This window comes from Amycolatopsis sp. cmx-11-32, assembly GCF_047608695.1.
Classification (GTDB): domain Bacteria; phylum Actinomycetota; class Actinomycetes; order Mycobacteriales; family Pseudonocardiaceae; genus Amycolatopsis.
The window spans coordinates 173,293-188,148 of the sequence record NZ_JADNQN010000002.1 but is presented as its reverse complement, the minus strand read 5'-3'; the positions used below and the strand labels follow the sequence as shown (position 1 = coordinate 188,148).

Below are 14,856 nucleotides of genomic sequence, written 5' to 3'. Positions count from 1 at the left end.
CGCCGGTGAACTGGGTTGACGTACTGGTGATCCTGCTCGCGCTCCTGGCGGGCGTGTCCGGCGCGTTCCAGGGGGTGATCATCGCCCTGCCTTCGCTGGTCGGGGTGGTGCTGGGCGCGCTAGCGGGGATCAAGATCGCGCCGCTGGTCGTCGAACTCTTCGAGCATCCGGCGGCGAAGGTCGCCTTCGCGGTGGCGACCGTGGTGTTCCTGGTCGCGCTCGGCGAGACCCTCGGTGTCTGGACCGGGCGGAAGCTGCGGCAGAAAATCAATCCGGACAAGCTTTCCGGTGTCGACAAGACACTCGGCGCGGTGGTGCAGGCCGCCGTCGTGTTCGTGGTCGCGTGGCTGATCGCGACGCCGCTCACGGCGGTATCGGGAGTGCCGGGGCTGGCGAAGTCGATCAACAGCTCGGTCGTGCTCGGCGGCGTCAACGACGTCATGCCGGAGGCGGCCCAGGGCTTCCCGAGCGAACTGCGGAAACTGCTCGACGCGTCCGGCTTCCCGTCCATTGTGGACCCCTTCCAGAAGCCGAACGTCCAGGACACCAGCCCGCCGGACACCGCGCTGCAGGCGAAGCAGATCGTCAAGCAGGTGCACGGCAGCGTGGTGAAGATCCGCGGCAACGCGACCTCGTGCTCACGGGCGCTGGAAGGCAGCGGTTTCGTCATCGCACCGCAGCGGGTGATGACGAACGCGCACGTCGTCGCGGGCACCGACGAGGTCGCCATCGAGTCGACTTTGGGCAAGTTCGCGGCCCGCGTCGTCTATTTCGACCCGGAGGCCGACGTCGCCGTGCTCGCGGTGCCACGGCTGCAGGCGCCGGTGCTCCCCTTCAAACAGCAGGTCGCGCGGGCCGGCGACGACGCGATCGTGCTCGGCTACCCGCTCGACGGCCCGTACACCGCGACGTCCGCCAGGGTGCGCGGCCGGATCAACCTGCGGGGGCCGGACATCTACGAGTCCAACACCGTGCAGCGGGACGTGTTCACCGTGCGCGGGCAGGTCCGCAGCGGCAATTCGGGCGGGCCGATGATCAACCCCGACGGCGAGGTCATCGGGGTTGTCTTCGGCGCGGCCGTCGAGGATCCCGAGACCGGCTTCACGCTGACGTCGGAGCAGGTGCGGCCGGTGGTGGACACGGCTTCGTCGCTGAGCGCGAACACGTCGACCGGGCCCTGCGCGAGCTAGCCCCTTCCGCAGCCTTCCCGCGTGAGATGAACGGGGCTTGAGTTTCCCCTTCAGCTCTCCGCGCCCCGAGGGTGCGAAACGTGCCATGAACGGTCCGTTACTTGCAAAATTTGCAAGTAACGGACCGTTCATGGCACGCGCGAGGGGGATCAGCGGTCCGGTGAGAGGCCCTGCCGCCAAGAAGCCACGGTCTCCTCGACGTCCAAAGGCCGCGCCCGCAGCACCGGCCCGCCCGCCGGGCGCCGGTGCTCGGTACGGATCCGTTCGTTCAGGTCCTCGACGATCTCTCGCACCCGTGCCTCCCGGCGTACGCGGGCGAGCGTGTCCGGCAGGTCGTCGAGTTCCTTGGCGATCGTCAAGGACGGCGGCAGCAGCGCGGAAACGTCGTGTCCTTCGTCGCGGACCTTGTTCACCACCCAGGCCAGCGCGGTGTCCTTGCCGTCGGTCTTCGGCAGCGGTTTCCCCGCGCCGGGCAGGTCGTCGAAGTCGCCCTTCGCCTGTGCGGCACGGATCTGCCGGTCCACCCAGGACTCGAACGACACGCCCGTCGGTTTGCGCTCGGTCATGTTTCCAAGATACGGAGGAAGTCCACCAACGCGCCCGAAGTGCGCTCCGGGGCCTCCAGATGCGGGAAGTGCCCGATGCCGGGCCAGCGTTCGAGTCGCGCGTCCGGGGCCCAACGGCGCGACGCGGCGGCGGTGTCCGGCAGGACGCACCGGTCGTCCTCACCGTGCAGTTGCAGCACTCGGGCGGCGTAGCGGCCTCGCAATGCTTCGCTGAACCGGCGACCTTCGCCGCGTAACTGCGCGCGGAACGCCCATCGGTAGTACTCGAGCGCGCTGTGCGGAACTCCCGGCACGAGCATCGCCTGCCGGAACGTCCGCACGGTTTCGGCGAAATCCGGCGTACCCGTCCATTGTGGACCGGACCAGGTGCGGAACAGCTCCTCGACGGCGAGCGCGTCGTCCTTGACCAGCCATTTCTCCGGCGTCATCGGCAGCTGGAAGCGGAACAGATGTCCTGAAGCACGCAGCTGCCCCGGTCGCCGGACGGCCCGGCGCAACGCCAGCGGATGCGCGCCGCCCAGCACGCTGACCGAGGAGACCAGCCGGGGGTGCAGTGCGCCCACCGTCCACGCGAGCATGCCGCCCCAGGCATGTCCGACGAGGTGGGCCTTGCGGACGCCGAGCGACTTGATCAGCCCGCCGACGTCGCCCGCGAGCGTCCAGGCGTCGTAGCCGCGCGGGGGCTTGTCCGAATCCCCGTACCCGCGCAGATCCACCGCGACCGCGCGGAAACCGGCGGCGGCGAGCGCGGTCAGCTGGTGATGCCAGGTCCACCAGAACTCGGCGAACCCGTGCAGAAGCAGGACCACCGGTCCTTCGCCGAGTTCGGCGACGTGCAGCCGGATGCCGTTCGCCGAGACGTCACGATGCGTCCACGGACCGTCGATCCGGACGATCGACGGATCCGGTGTCGCCCGCACCGCTCGAAGACTCAGTCTTGGTCTTCGTCGCCGTGCCGCGACTTGAACGCGGCGGCGGTGTCCTTGAAGCTGTTGATCGTGCGCTCCGGCGCCCTGATCTTCTTCACCTTGCGGTAGCCGAGGAAGCCCGCGACCGCGGTCGAGACGAGCATCAGCCCGAACACGATCAGGAACGCCGCCCAGCGCTGCAGGAACTCCGACAGCAGTTCGCCGAGGAAGAAAAAGAAGAAGAACGAGCTGTACAGCCCGATGACCAGCGCGACCAGGAAGAAGATGGCGCCCTTGACGCCCTTCTTCGCCTCCGCGACGACCTCGGACTTCGCCAGTTCGACCTCGGCGCGGATCAGCGTCGAAACGTGCTGTGTGGCATCGCCGACGAGCTTCCCGAGGGACTGCTCGCTCGCTACCACGTCGTCATCGCTCGACAGGGGGAGGTAGGGCACGGCCCCCACGCCGTCGGGGCCGGTGCGTTCGTGCTTGGGGCTGCTCACACCGGTCATCGTGCCACGTGCCCTCATCCAGGGCGCGACGGACCGCCGAGTGTCGCGTGCTCAGTGTCCTTCGGCGAACCCGCGACCGCGATCGCGTCGCCAGGGCGCGGCCGGGTATCGCCACTCTGAGTAGCGATTATGGGCGCCTTGCCGCCGGGATAGCGGGGCCTTCGGCCGACCGGGTTAATCCTCCCGCGCGTGCACGCGGCTGCGGTGCACGAGCATCGCGGCGGCCGAAAGCGAGGCGATGGCCGACGCGATCAGCACCGCCGCCTTCGCCGATTCGACGGAATCCCCGTCGAGCGCGAGATCCGCGATCAGCAGGCTCACGGTGAACCCGACGCCGCCGAGCATCGACAGCGCGCCGATGTCCCGCCAGCCCATGCCCCTGGGTTTCTCCGCGAGCTTGAACTTCACCGCGAGCAGGCTGGCGCCGAAAATCCCGATCAGCTTCCCGCCGACCAGCCCGACCAGCACGGCCAGCGGCAACGCCGTGGTGAACACCGCGCCGAGCGATTCGCCGTCGACCTTGATCCCGGCCGCGAACAGCGCGAACAACGGCACCGCGACCGCGGCCGACCACGGCTGCACCCGGTGTTCGAGCCGGATCGCCGGTGCGTGCTCCTCGCCTTCGTCGGCGCGGACGCGGGTGAGCAGGCCGAGCGCGACGCCGGCGATGGTGGCGTGGACGCCCGCCGAGTGCACCGCGACCCAGGTGATCAAGGCCAGCGGCACGTAGATCCAGGCGCTGCGGACGCGGCGGTGCTGCAGGTAGGCGTAGAGCGCGAGGGCGACGACGGCGACACCCGCGGCGACGAGGTCGAACTTCGCGGTGAACAGGATCGCGATGATGAGGATCGCGCCGAGGTCGTCGACCACCGCCAGTGACAGCAGGAAGACCCGGGCGCTGCTGGGCAGGTTCGACGCGGTCAGGGCGAGGACACCGAGCGCGAACGCGATGTCCGTGGCGACCGGGACGGCCCACGCGCGTTCGATGCCCGGCGCCCCCCAGCCGACGGCGAGCGCGACCAGTGCGGGGACGACCATGCCGCCGATCGCGGCCACCACGGGCAGGATCGCCTGTTTGAACCGCGAGAGTTCACCGACCACGAGTTCGCGTTTGAGTTCGAGTCCCGCGACGAAGAAGAACAACGCGAGCAGGCCGTCCTTGGCCCAGTCGCCGAGCGTCAGGTCGAGGTGGAGGAATTCGGGCCCGAGCCGGAAATCGCGGATCGCGCGGTAAATGTCGTCGATGGGTGAATTCGCCCAAAGCAAGGCGATGGCGGTGGCCCCGAGCAGGATCAACCCGCCGGTGGTCTCGGTGCGGAGATAGCGGGCGAAGTCAGCGACGACGGCCTTCGCGGGACGGTTGGGGCCGGTGGTCACGGCGTCCTCCGGAGTTAGGCAACACGAATACTGTTGCCGACCAGACTTCCCGGCGCACCTTGACACGATTTTAATGCTTCGAGCTGCGGAAATCTCACGTTCATGATGGTTGCCACAAGCTCATCGCCGACGTCGGGTTCCAGTCCACATGCTGGACTTCTAGCATGTGGACTGGAAACCGACAACGATGTCTTCGATAAGGACGGCATGGTGAGTACCTCTACCGAGGTCCAGCAAGACACGAGGTTCTTCGGGCACCCACGAGGGTTGGCGAACCTCTTCGGCGTCGAGATGTGGGAGCGATTCTCGTACTACGGGATGCTCGGCATCCTCCCCATCTATCTCTACTACGAAGTCAGTCAGGGCGGCCTGGCGCTGCCGAAGGCCTCCGCGCTCGGCATCGTCGGCGCGTACGGCGGCATGGTCTACCTGTCGGCCGTGATCGGCGCCTGGGTCGCGGACCGCGTACTGGGCTCCGAACGGACGCTGTTCTACAGCGCGATTTTGATCATGATCGGTCACGTCAGCCTCGCCGTGCTGCCGGGCCTGGCGGGTATCGGCGTCGGCCTCGTATGCGTGGCCGTCGGCAGTGGCGGGCTGAAGTCCAACGCCACGGCCATCGTCGGGACGCTGTACGCGGAAGGCGACGAGCGTCGCGACGGCGGTTTCACGATCTTCTACATGGGCGTGAACATCGGTGGCTTCGTCGGCCCGCTGCTGACCGGGCTCGCGCAGAGCGAGATCGGCTTCCACGTCGGTTTCGGGCTCGCCGCGGTCGGCATGGCGCTCGGCCTGATCCAGTACACGATCGGCCGCAAGAACCTCGGCGACAAGGCGAGCGAGATCCCGAACCCGCTGCCCGCGTCGAAGCGTCCGCTGGTGTTCGGCGGCACGGCCGTCGGTATCGCCGCGATCGTGCTGCTGGTGGTCTTCGGGGTCATCAACCCGGAGAACCTGGTCGACGTCGTCGTCTGGGCCGTCGCGGTCATCTCGGTGATCTACTTCGTGGTGATCATCAGCAGCAAGAAGATCACCTCCGACGAACGCAGCCGGGTGTACTCGTTCATCCCCATGTTCATCGCGAGCGCGGCGTTCTTCTCGCTGTACCAGCAGCAGTTCACCGTCGTCGCGGCCTACACCGACGAGCGACTGAACCGCACCGTCTTCGGCTGGGAGATGCCGGTGGCGTGGGTCAACTCGATCAACCCGGTGTTCATCATCCTGTTCGCGCCGGTGATCGCGGCGATCTGGACGAAACTCGGCTCGAAGCAGCCGTCCTCGCCGATCAAGTTCGTGCTCGGCACGGTCACCATGGGCGCGGCGTTCCTGCTGTTCCTCCCGATGGTCGGCAGCGGCGAGAACGCGAGCCCGCTGCTGGCGCTGGCAGGCATCCTGTTCGTGTTCACCATGGCGGAACTGATGCTTTCGCCGGTCGGCCTCTCGCTGTCGACCAAACTCGCGCCGAAGGCGTTCCGGACACAGATGGTGGCGCTGAACTTCCTGTCCATTTCGCTTGGTACCGCGATGTCCGGGAAGCTCGCCGAGTACTACTCGGTGGAGGACGAAGCGCCGTACTTCAGCATCGTCGGCGGAGTGGCCATCGTGGTCGGTGTGGCGCTCCTGCTGGCGACGCCGATGATCCGCAAGCTGATGAAGGGCGTTCACTGACGCTCTCTCCCGTGCCGACGAGTGATCCTCGAAGGTGCGATGAAAGACCCCTTCTCCGCGAATTCGCGGAGAAGGGGTCTTTCCTTACGTTCGGGGTTTACGCCACGGTCGTCCCGAAGAGCACGCCGACGTAGTACGTCACCAGCATCGTCAGCGCCCCGACGCCGACATTCCGCGCGATCGCGCGACCGACCCGGGCGTCGCCGAGTTTCGCGCTCAGGACCCCGGTCAGCACCAGCCCGACCACGACCGCCGAAGCGCACGCCCAGACCCGCGCCGAGGTCGACGTCCACACGATCGCCAGCAGCGGCAGCAGGGCGCCGACGGTGAACGCCACCAGCGAGGCCCACGCCGCCTGCCAGGGGCTGGTCAAATTGTTCGGATCGATGCCGAGTTCGGCCTCGGCGTGCGCCTGCAGCGCGTCCTTTTCGGTCAGTTCGCGGGCGACCTCGGCGGCGAGTTCCGGGGAAAGTCCCTTCGCCTCGTAAATTTCCGCCAGTTCCCGTTCTTCGGCTTCGGGCATCTCTTTCAGTTCGCGCTTTTCCAGCCTCAACTGCGCGCGTTCGGTATCGCGCTGGGTGCTCACCGAGACGTATTCACCGCCCGCCATCGAAAGCGCTCCGGCGACCAGGCCCGCGATTCCCGCGGTCGCGATCGCGGTGGAGTCGGTGGTCGCGCCCGCGACGCCGACCACGATGCCCGCCACCGACACGATCCCGTCGTTCGCGCCGAGTACCCCGGCGCGCAGCCAGTTCAGCTTCCCTCCGAGGTCCTCGTGGGGCTCGTGAGGATGTGCTGTCGACACAGTTTTGGTCACTGTTTCAGTGAAACACGAAGAACGGGAGACGGCGAGAGGAAAACTTTTCGTTCAATTGAGGCAAGCCTTATTCCGCCAGCTCCGGATGCTCGTACACCGTCGGTTTTCGACGGCATGGGCTTTTCCAAGTTACGTCTACACGGAAAGCGACGAGATCTCGATCCTGCTCGATCCCGCCGCGGACCTCTTCGGTCGTGGTGTCGAGAAGCTCGTGTCGATCTCCGCCCGGGGTGCCCGCGCCCTTCGACGGCCGGGTCTGGCTCGGCACGACGTCCGAGGATGTCGTCGACCACTTCTCGTGGGGAGGAACGAACTGCTGTTCGCCCACGGCGTCGACTTCGCCGAAGTCCCCACCTGGCAGCGACACGGCGTCGGGTTGTGCTGGGAGATCGAGGTCGCCGCGACCCGCCGCCGCCGCGTCTAGCGCGAGTTGCCGATGAAGGCCTTCCTCGCCGAACTGCTTCAGCCGATCGGTTCGGGCAGCCGCCGCACGTTGTAGGCGAGTTCGATCGTTTCGCCGGTCGCCGGGTCGCCCAGTTCCACGCGCCAGGAATCGGCGAACTGGTCGACACCGTGCACCATCGGGATCGTTCCCGAGATCAGCACGGTGCCCGGAGCGTGCAGGCCGCGTTCGCGCAGCACGTCCAGCCAGTACGACGGCGGCAGCAGTTCCGCGAGTCTTCCTTGCTGGATCAGGGCTTCCCCGGCCCAGGCGGACAGCGTGAGATCGTCGAGCCGGTCTTGGACGTCGACGAGACGCCAGGCTTTGGCGGCGAGGACGTCGGGGCCGGCGTTCTTGCTCCACGCGACGCCGTGCGCTTCGAGGGCGCGGTCGGTGTGGTCGCAAGCGGCGGTCAGGAGGACGTCCTCGGGTGCGGGGCCGGTGATGACGATGGCCCACTCGGCCTCGCCGGAGGTCCGCTCGTGCTGCACGGGGACCTCACCGGTCTGGCTCGCCAAATACGGCGCGACCGGGTAGAGCGCCGGGATCACCGAGGGCGCGGGGACGCCGAGTTCGGCCAGCTCGGCCACGTGGGCGGCGACGTCTTCCTGGCTGCGACCGGCGTATCCGGCGTTCAGCAGCGTGTGGACCTCGGTCCGCCGCTCCTGGCCGTCGGGAAGGGTGAAACGCAGCTCAGGCATCTGTCCTCCGAGATTGGGGGTTGCGCATACAGCTTGTATACAAGGAGTATATCCGCAATTCAACCCCTCCCGGCGGGGTTGAGGACCTCGAACTGACGGGATGTGGACATGACCTCACCAGCCGGTGACCGGCGCTCGCTGCACAAGGCCTTCGCGGCCAGCCTCTCGGGAACAGCGCTCGAGTGGTACGACTTCGCGGCTTATTCGGTGGCGGCCGCGACGATCTTCGGGCACCTCTTCTTCCCCTCGGAAGACCAGCTCGCGAGCACGATGGCGGCGTTCTCCACCTACGCCGTCGGCTACCTCGCCCGGCCGCTCGGCGGGTTCATCTTCGGCCGCCTCGGCGACGTGCTCGGCCGTAAGCGGATCCTGGTCATGACACTCGTGCTCACCGGTGTCGCGACGTTCCTCATCGGTGTCCTGCCGACGTACGAGAACATCGGCGGCTTCGCGGCCATCCTGCTCGTGGCGCTGCGATTCGCGCAGGGTGTCGGCATCGGCGGCGAATGGGGTGGCGCCGTCCTGCTGTCGAGTGAGTTCGGGGATCCGAACAAACGCGGGTTCTGGGCGTCGGCCGCGCAGATCGGCCCGCCCGCGGGCAACCTGCTCGCCAACGGTGTCCTCGCCATCCTCGCCGCGCTGCTCACCGAGGACCAGTTCACCAGCTGGGGCTGGCGGATCGCGTTCCTGCTGTCGGGCGCGCTGGTCGGTTTCGGCCTGTGGATCCGGCTCAAACTGGAGGAAACGCCGGTCTTCAAACAGATCCAGGAGCGCGGCGAGCGCTCGTCGGCGCCGATCTCGGAGGTCTTCCGCACGGAACGCCGCGCGCTGGTCGCGGCCGTCCTGATCCGTGTCTGCCCGGACGTGCTGTACGCGCTGTTCACCGTCTTCGTCCTCACCTATGTCACCACGCACACCGACCTCTCGCGCGGCGCGGGCTTGGCCGCGGTGATGATCGGTTCGGCGTTCCAGCTGTTCTTGATGCCGCTGTTCGGCGCGCTTTCGGACCGGGTCTCGCGGCGCAAGATGTACCTGGTCGCGACCGTCGCCGCCGGGATCTGGCCGTTCGTTTTCTTCCCGATGGTCAGCGGTGGTTCGTTCTTCATGCTGGTGACCGGCATCGTGCTCGCGCTGGTCATCCACGCCGCGTTGTACGGGCCGCAAGCCGCGCTCGTCACCGAGCAGTTCTCGCCGCGCCTGCGCTATACCGGCAGTTCGCTCGCCTACACCCTCGCCGGGGTCATCGGCGGGGCGCCGGCGCCACTGCTGCTGACCGCGCTGCTCGCAGGCTACGGCACCTGGGTCGCGATCGGCGTGTACCTGCTCGCGACGGCGGTCGTCAGCATCATCGGCGTCGTCCTCGCCCGTGATCCGGATCGCGAAGAGGAAGCGGCGCTGGAGCCCGCGCGATGAACTGGCGGCCGATGTCCACGGTGGAGGGTCTGCCGCTGCTCGGCGGGCAGGGCCGGTTCCGGACGCTCGCCACGGCGGAAGGCGGTCTGGCGTACGAGATCTTCTATCCGGCCGGTGTCGCTTCTCCCGTGCACAACCACGATCACGACAGCATCGTGTACCTGGTTTCGGGTTCGCTGCGCGGCACCCTCGACGGGTGCGAGGTCACGCTCGAAGCAGGCGGGACGATCGTCCATCCACGAGGTGTCCCGCACAGTGTCGAGGCCATTGTGGACAGTCGGTGGGTCGAGTTCAAGACGCCGCTGCCGGGGCGACCGCCGATCGGCGGGTAAAAGAAACCGGGGCGGACACTGAAGTTCCAGCGTCCGCCCCGGTCGGGAGGAAAGTCTTACGCGTCCAGCTCGGCCAGAGCCAGCTTCGCCTTCTCCAGCTCGGCTTCGAGCTGGGCCACCTTCGCGGCCTGCAGCTCGCGGGCCGCGTTGATGACCTCGTCGATCGGACCGGACAAGTCCGAGTGCAGCTCCTTGGCGGCACGGGACACGGCGGCGGCCGGGATCTCCAGACCCTTCGCCACCCACTTGCTGCCGTTCTTGAGCTCGGCCTGCCACTCGCCGTCGGCGGTGCCGGTGACCGTGAGGATCAGCTCGACGGTGCGGGTCTTCTTCGCCGTCGTGGCGACCTTCGGGCGGCCACGCTTGGGCTTGGGGGAGTCCGCCGTGGCTTCGGCGGGGGTCTCCGTCTCGTCTTCGGCCGGGGAGTCCCCGGTCTCGGTGGCCGTCGCGTTCTCGGCCGTCTCGGTGGACTCTGCCTGCGGCTTCGAGTCGACGGGCGCTTCAGTAGCCGCTTCATCGGACACGGCGTCAGTGCGTGTCATGGCATCCACGGTCATCGTCGGTGTCGTCTCCTTGCCCGGGTGTGGGGTGGTACCCGGCACATCCTAGAACAGGCGTTCGACTCTCGTGCGGCAGGGTGTGCTAAGCGTGTCGCATGATCGGGATCGGTCCGCGACGATCGGTCGCGGTCCGGTCGCGCTCCGTCAGAGTCGACGGCGAAAGCCACCGGTGGGCTTTGGCTGGCCGTCGAACTCGCCTGACCGGCCCAGCCGGTGTGATGAACGGGGCTTTCATCGCGAAATTCGCGATGAAAGCCCCGTTCATCACACGCGCTGGAGCTACTCCTCGGACTTGCCGGACTTCAGACCCGAAGAGATCAGGTCCATCACCGACGAGTCGGCCAGCGTGGTGACATCGCCGACCTGGCGGTTCTCGGCCACGTCGCGCAGCAGGCGGCGCATGATCTTGCCGGAACGCGTCTTCGGCAGTTCCTGCACGACCAGAATCTGCCGCGGCTTCGCGATCGGCCCGATCTCCTTGGCGACGTGGTCGCGCAGTTCCTGCACGGCCTTGTCGCCGCCGTCGACCGCGTTTCCGCGCAGGATGACGAACGCGACGATGCCCTGTCCGGTGGTCGGGTCGGTCGCGCCGACGACGGCGGCCTCGGCGACCGTCGGGTGCGAGACCAGCGCGGACTCGACTTCGGTGGTCGAGATGCGGTGGCCCGACACGTTCATCACGTCGTCGACCCGGCCCAGCAGCCAGATGTCGCCGTCGGCGTCGTACTTCGCGCCGTCACCGGCGAAGTAGTAGCCCTGGTCGGCGAAGCGCGACCAGTACGTCTCACGGAAACGCTGCTCGTCACCCCAGATGCCACGCAGCATCCCCGGCCACGGCTTGTCGAGCACCAGGTAGCCGCCGCCACCCTTGCCGACCTCGTTGCCCTGGTCGTCGACGACCTTCGCCGAGATGCCCGGCAGCGCCTTCTGCGCGGAGCCGGGTTTCGTGGCGGTGACACCCGGCAGCGGCGAAATCATGATCCCGCCGGTCTCGGTCTGCCACCAGGTGTCGACGATCGGCGCGGAGTCGGCGCCGACGTTCTCGCGGTACCAGATCCACGCCTCGGGGTTGATCGGTTCGCCGACGCTGCCGAGCACGCGCAGCGAGGAGAGGTCGTACTTCTCCGGGATCTCGTTGCCCCACTTCATGAACGTGCGGATCAACGTGGGCGCGGTGTAGTAGATGGAGACCTTGTGCCGCTGGACGATCTCCCAGTGGCGGCCCTCGTGCGGCGTGTTCGGCGTGCCTTCGTAGACGACCTGCGTCGTCCGGTTCGCCAGCGGCCCGTACACGATGTAGGTGTGCCCGGTGATCCAGCCGATGTCGGCGGTGCACCAGTAGACGTCTTCGCCCGCCTTGTGGTCGAAGACGTTGTGATGCGTGTACGCCGCCTGGGTCAGGTAGCCGCCGGAGGTGTGCAGGATGCCTTTCGGCTTACCGGTTGTGCCGGAGGTGTAGAGGATGAAAAGCGGGTGCTCGGAGTCGAACGCCTGCGGGGCGTGCTCCACGGACTGACTGTCGACCAGTTCGTGCCACCAGAGGTCGCGGCCTTCGGTGATGGGCACCTCGTCGCCGGTGCGGCGGACGACGATGACCTTCTCGACCGATTCGGCGCCTTCGAGAGCTTCGTCGACATTCGCCTTCATCGGGGCGGCCTTGCCGCGGCGGTACTGGCCGTCGGTGGTGATGACGATCTTCGCCGCTTGGTCGTCCACCCGGGATCGCAGTGCTGTCGGGGAAAAACCACCGAAGACGACACTGTGCAGAACGCCGATGCGGGCGCACGCGAGCATCGCGACGATCGCTTCGGGGACCATCGGCATCTGGATGGCGACCCGGTCGCCAGCGGCGAGGCCGAGGGACTCGAAGGCGTTCGCGGCCTTGGAGACCTCGTCCTTCAACTGCGCGTACGTGATGTCGCGGCTGTCACCGGGCTCGCCGACCCAGTGGATCGCGACCTGCTCGCCGTGGCCGTCGGCGACATGGCGGTCGACACAGTTGTAGGCGACGTTCAGCTTCCCTCCCACGAACCACTTCGCGACCGGCGCATTGGTCCAGTCCAGTACCTGCGACCACTTGGTGTCCCAGTGGAGGCGCTCGGCCTGCTTGGCCCAGAACGCTTCGGAGTCCGCGTCGGCTTCGGCGTAGAAGTCGGCGGTGGCATTCGCTTGCGCGCTGAAAGCCTCGCTCGGGGGGAAGGTCCTGCTCTCCGTGAGCAAATTGTCCAGCGCCGGCGACTGCTCGGTCATGGTGCGATGCCTCCTGTGATTCGCGTGTCTTCACGCCCGTTGGCACGCTATCGACGTTAAGACGCGAAGTAAAAGGTTGCATCGCGGTTTGTGCGCGGCATTCATCCGCTTGAGGACAAAGCGGTACGGACCGCCGGCCATTCTGGTCCGGTGAGGGAGTAGACGACGGTGTCACGGACGGTTCCGTCGGGCCGGACGCGATGTGCGCGCAGCACGCCCTCGCGTTGCGCACCGAGGCGTTCGATCGCCTTCTGTGACTTCAGGTTGCGGATGTCGGTCTCCCACGCGACACGGTTCGCGCCGAGGTCGTCGAAAGCGTGGCGCAGCAACAAGATTTTCGACTCGCGGTTGAGGCCGGTCCGCTGCCACGCGGAACCGATCCAGGTGTAGCCGAGCGAAAGGATCTTGTGGCGCGCGTTCATCGCGTAGAACGACGTCGTGCCCGCGACATCGCCGGTGTGCGCGTCGATCTGCGCCCAGGCGCGGCGGTCGGTGTCGGCGAGGATGCCGTCGACCATCGCTTCGGCCGCGGCGAGGTCCCGCGGCCGCCGAAGGCTGAGCCAGGTCCAGATCGCCGGGTCGGATCCGGCTTCGAACAGGCCCTTCGCGTGGTCGCGGGTGAGCGGTTCGAGGCGGACACGTTCTCCCGCCAGGGTCGCGTGGTCGTTCCAGACGTTCACGATCTTGACGCTACGTCCGGCATTGGCCTTGCTGGATAGCCAGTTTCGAAGCATTCGAGAAGGCCACTGAGTCGTTGCCTATGCTCGCGGGAACGATCGAGAAGGCGAGGCAGCATGGCCGAGGAGCGGGAAGAGCTCACCTGGGAGTTGTTCGGGACGGCCAGCAGGGAACTGGCACAGGCCGTGGCCGACGACGGCTTCGAGCCGGACCTGATCCTGTCGATCGCGCGCGGCGGGCTGTTCGTCGCCGGCGGGCTCGGCTACGCGCTGGACGTGAAGAACCTGCACGTGATGAACGTCGAGTTCTACACCGGCGTCGACCAGCGTCTCGACCTGCCGGCGATGTTGCCGCCGGTGCCGAACGTCGTCGACCTGACGAAGAAGAAGGTGCTCGTCGCCGACGACGTCGCGGACACCGGCGCGACCTTGAAGCTGGTTCGCGACTTCTGCGCCGACCACGTCGCCGAGGTGCGTTGCGCGGTCGTCTACGAGAAGCCGCGCTCCGAGGTCAAATGCGAGTACGTCTGGAAGCCTACGGATCTGTGGATCAACTTCCCGTGGTCGGTGCAGGCGCCCGTGGTGCGGCGCGCGGGCCAGGTGCTGGACGCATGACCGACCCGCTGAAGCCGCTGCTGGACCTCGAAGGCGTCGCGGCGGCCGCGAAATCGGCGCAGGACGCGGTGTTCGCCGTCCACCGGCTGCCCGCGAACCTGCGCGGCGGCGCGGCCACGGCCGCCGAAGCGTCCGTGCGGTCCGCGCGGGCGTCGGCCGGGATCGAAGGTGCCGCGCCCGAACTACCGGAATCCGGCGAGGTGTCCGATCCGGTGCTGGCAGGCGCGCTGCGCGTCGCGGAAGCGTTGGAGGGCCTGCTCCCGACGTGGCGTCGTGCGCCGCTGCAGGCGTTGGCGCGACTGCACCTTCTCGCCGCGTCGGACCTGGTGGCGGATCCCGACGCACTGGGGCGGCCGCGGTCGTCGGGCGATGTCGGCCCGCGCCTGGAGATGCTGGCGCAACTGGTCACCGGCGCGACGTCGGTCCCGGGGCCGGTGCTGACCGCTGTCGTGCACGGGGAACTGTTGGCACTGCGGCCTTTCGGCTCCGCGGACGGTGTCGTCGCGCGGGCGGCGGCCCGGCTTTCGGCGGTGGCGACGGGGCTGGACCCGAAGGCACTGACGGTGCCTGAGGTCGCGTACTTCCGGCGTGTGCCGAAGTACCTCGAAGCCGCTGCGGCCTTCAGTGCTGGGACTCCCGAAGGCGTCCGGGCTTGGCTGCTCTTCTCTTGCGAAGCCTTCGAGGCCGGTGCTCGCGAGGCGAGGTCGATCTCGGACGCCGCCGGCTAACCCCGCGTTTCGTCCTCTGGTTGCGGTCGTTCGTACTACCAACTACCGCAACTAGAGGACGAATTGCGGGGGTGTGGGCAGCGCATATCGAACCTTGAGC

At 67.6% G+C, this 14,856-nt stretch carries 16 protein-coding genes; 7 read left to right on the top strand and 9 right to left on the bottom strand.

Annotation, left to right across the window (positions count from 1 at the left end; all coding sequences use genetic code 11):
* Positions 1-5 precede the first annotated feature (5 nt).
* The gene (locus ACM6LR_RS05420; RefSeq protein WP_414936991.1) at positions 6-1,190 is read left to right on the top strand and encodes a MarP family serine protease; all 1,185 of its coding nucleotides are present in this window, start codon (positions 6-8) and stop codon (positions 1,188-1,190) included.
* Between the two features lie 149 nt (positions 1,191-1,339).
* On the opposite strand, the gene ACM6LR_RS05415 is transcribed toward ACM6LR_RS05420, so the two are convergent.
* The 4 genes from ACM6LR_RS05415 to nhaA form a co-directional block, all read right to left on the bottom strand.
* Entirely contained in the window at positions 1,340-1,756 is a 417-nt protein-coding gene (locus ACM6LR_RS05415; protein WP_414936992.1) for a DUF1992 domain-containing protein, read from the bottom strand.
* On the bottom strand, positions 1,753-2,676 hold the full coding sequence (locus ACM6LR_RS05410) for an alpha/beta fold hydrolase (protein WP_414943283.1): 924 nt from the start codon (positions 2,674-2,676) through the stop codon (positions 1,753-1,755). The genes ACM6LR_RS05415 and ACM6LR_RS05410 overlap by 4 nt, the downstream gene beginning before the upstream one ends.
* An 11-nt stretch (positions 2,677-2,687) precedes the next feature.
* Positions 2,688-3,176 (bottom strand): phage holin family protein, encoded by a 489-nt coding sequence (locus tag ACM6LR_RS05405; RefSeq protein WP_414936994.1) that lies wholly within the window; start codon positions 3,174-3,176, stop codon positions 2,688-2,690.
* A 174-nt stretch (positions 3,177-3,350) separates the two neighbouring features.
* Positions 3,351-4,553, bottom strand: a complete 1,203-nt coding sequence (gene nhaA / locus ACM6LR_RS05400) for a Na+/H+ antiporter NhaA (RefSeq protein ID WP_414936995.1) — start codon at positions 4,551-4,553, stop codon at positions 3,351-3,353.
* 207 nt (positions 4,554-4,760) lie between these two features.
* Here nhaA and ACM6LR_RS05395 point away from each other — a divergent pair, with 207 nt between their 5' ends.
* Positions 4,761-6,221, top strand: a complete 1,461-nt coding sequence (locus ACM6LR_RS05395; RefSeq protein WP_414936996.1) for a peptide MFS transporter — start codon at positions 4,761-4,763, stop codon at positions 6,219-6,221.
* Between the two features lie 97 nt (positions 6,222-6,318).
* On the opposite strand, the gene ACM6LR_RS05390 is transcribed toward ACM6LR_RS05395, so the two are convergent.
* Positions 6,319-7,038: a VIT family protein gene (locus ACM6LR_RS05390; RefSeq protein WP_414936997.1), complete on the bottom strand. Its 720-nt coding sequence runs from the start codon at positions 7,036-7,038 to the stop codon at positions 6,319-6,321.
* Positions 7,039-7,123: 85 nt separating this feature from the next.
* On the opposite strand from ACM6LR_RS05390, the gene ACM6LR_RS05385 reads away from it, so the two are divergent.
* Positions 7,124-7,462 (top strand): hypothetical protein, encoded by a 339-nt coding sequence (locus ACM6LR_RS05385; RefSeq protein ID WP_414936998.1) that lies wholly within the window; start codon positions 7,124-7,126, stop codon positions 7,460-7,462.
* Between the two features lie 38 nt (positions 7,463-7,500).
* On the opposite strand, the gene ACM6LR_RS05380 is transcribed toward ACM6LR_RS05385, so the two are convergent.
* Positions 7,501-8,181, bottom strand: coding sequence for a DUF2848 domain-containing protein (locus ACM6LR_RS05380; protein WP_414936999.1), 681 nt, complete (start codon positions 8,179-8,181; stop codon positions 7,501-7,503).
* Between the two features lie 108 nt (positions 8,182-8,289).
* On the opposite strand from ACM6LR_RS05380, the gene ACM6LR_RS05375 reads away from it, so the two are divergent.
* Positions 8,290-9,594 (top strand): MFS transporter, encoded by a 1,305-nt coding sequence (locus tag ACM6LR_RS05375; RefSeq protein WP_414937000.1) that lies wholly within the window; start codon positions 8,290-8,292, stop codon positions 9,592-9,594.
* Positions 9,591-9,926: a cupin domain-containing protein gene (locus ACM6LR_RS05370; protein ID WP_414937001.1), complete on the top strand. Its 336-nt coding sequence runs from the start codon at positions 9,591-9,593 to the stop codon at positions 9,924-9,926. The genes ACM6LR_RS05375 and ACM6LR_RS05370 overlap by 4 nt, the downstream gene beginning before the upstream one ends.
* A 56-nt stretch (positions 9,927-9,982) precedes the next feature.
* On the opposite strand, the gene ACM6LR_RS05365 is transcribed toward ACM6LR_RS05370, so the two are convergent.
* The 3 genes from ACM6LR_RS05365 to ACM6LR_RS05355 all read right to left on the bottom strand — a co-directional run bounded on the left by ACM6LR_RS05365 (position 9,983) and on the right by ACM6LR_RS05355 (position 13,416).
* Positions 9,983-10,483: a DUF6319 family protein gene (locus ACM6LR_RS05365; protein ID WP_414937002.1), complete on the bottom strand. Its 501-nt coding sequence runs from the start codon at positions 10,481-10,483 to the stop codon at positions 9,983-9,985.
* A gap of 282 nt (positions 10,484-10,765) precedes the next feature.
* A complete protein-coding gene (gene acs / locus ACM6LR_RS05360; protein ID WP_414937003.1) occupies positions 10,766-12,736 on the bottom strand; it encodes an acetate--CoA ligase in 1,971 nt (656 codons plus the stop codon).
* Positions 12,737-12,837: 101 nt separating this feature from the next.
* On the bottom strand, positions 12,838-13,416 hold the full coding sequence (locus ACM6LR_RS05355; protein WP_414943282.1) for a GNAT family N-acetyltransferase: 579 nt from the start codon (positions 13,414-13,416) through the stop codon (positions 12,838-12,840).
* 114 nt (positions 13,417-13,530) lie between these two features.
* Between ACM6LR_RS05355 and ACM6LR_RS05350 the strand changes: the two genes are divergently transcribed.
* Positions 13,531-14,028, top strand: a complete 498-nt coding sequence (locus tag ACM6LR_RS05350; protein WP_414937005.1) for a phosphoribosyltransferase — start codon at positions 13,531-13,533, stop codon at positions 14,026-14,028.
* Positions 14,025-14,756, top strand: a complete 732-nt coding sequence (locus ACM6LR_RS05345) for an oxidoreductase (RefSeq protein WP_414937006.1) — start codon at positions 14,025-14,027, stop codon at positions 14,754-14,756. The genes ACM6LR_RS05350 and ACM6LR_RS05345 overlap by 4 nt, the downstream gene beginning before the upstream one ends.
* The last annotated feature ends 100 nt before the right edge of the window (positions 14,757-14,856 follow it).

Bases quoted from the DNA above. Each gene is read 5' to 3' on its own strand.
- ACM6LR_RS05350 (WP_414937005.1), top strand. From the start codon at position 13,531: ATGGCCGAGGAGCGGGAAGAGCTCACCTGGGAGTTGTTCGGGACGGCC.
- ACM6LR_RS05395 (WP_414936996.1), top strand. From the start codon at position 4,761: ATGGTGAGTACCTCTACCGAGGTCCAGCAAGACACGAGGTTCTTCGGG.
- ACM6LR_RS05375 (WP_414937000.1), top strand. From the start codon at position 8,290: ATGACCTCACCAGCCGGTGACCGGCGCTCGCTGCACAAGGCCTTCGCG.
- ACM6LR_RS05380 (WP_414936999.1), bottom strand. From the start codon at position 8,181: ATGCCTGAGCTGCGTTTCACCCTTCCCGACGGCCAGGAGCGGCGGACC.
- ACM6LR_RS05405 (WP_414936994.1), bottom strand. From the start codon at position 3,176: ATGACCGGTGTGAGCAGCCCCAAGCACGAACGCACCGGCCCCGACGGC.
- ACM6LR_RS05415 (WP_414936992.1), bottom strand. From the start codon at position 1,756: ATGACCGAGCGCAAACCGACGGGCGTGTCGTTCGAGTCCTGGGTGGAC.
- acs (WP_414937003.1), bottom strand. From the start codon at position 12,736: ATGACCGAGCAGTCGCCGGCGCTGGACAATTTGCTCACGGAGAGCAGG.
- ACM6LR_RS05345 (WP_414937006.1), top strand. From the start codon at position 14,025: ATGACCGACCCGCTGAAGCCGCTGCTGGACCTCGAAGGCGTCGCGGCG.
- ACM6LR_RS05385 (WP_414936998.1), top strand. From the start codon at position 7,124: ATGCTCGTACACCGTCGGTTTTCGACGGCATGGGCTTTTCCAAGTTAC.
- ACM6LR_RS05365 (WP_414937002.1), bottom strand. From the start codon at position 10,483: ATGACCGTGGATGCCATGACACGCACTGACGCCGTGTCCGATGAAGCG.
- ACM6LR_RS05370 (WP_414937001.1), top strand. From the start codon at position 9,591: ATGAACTGGCGGCCGATGTCCACGGTGGAGGGTCTGCCGCTGCTCGGC.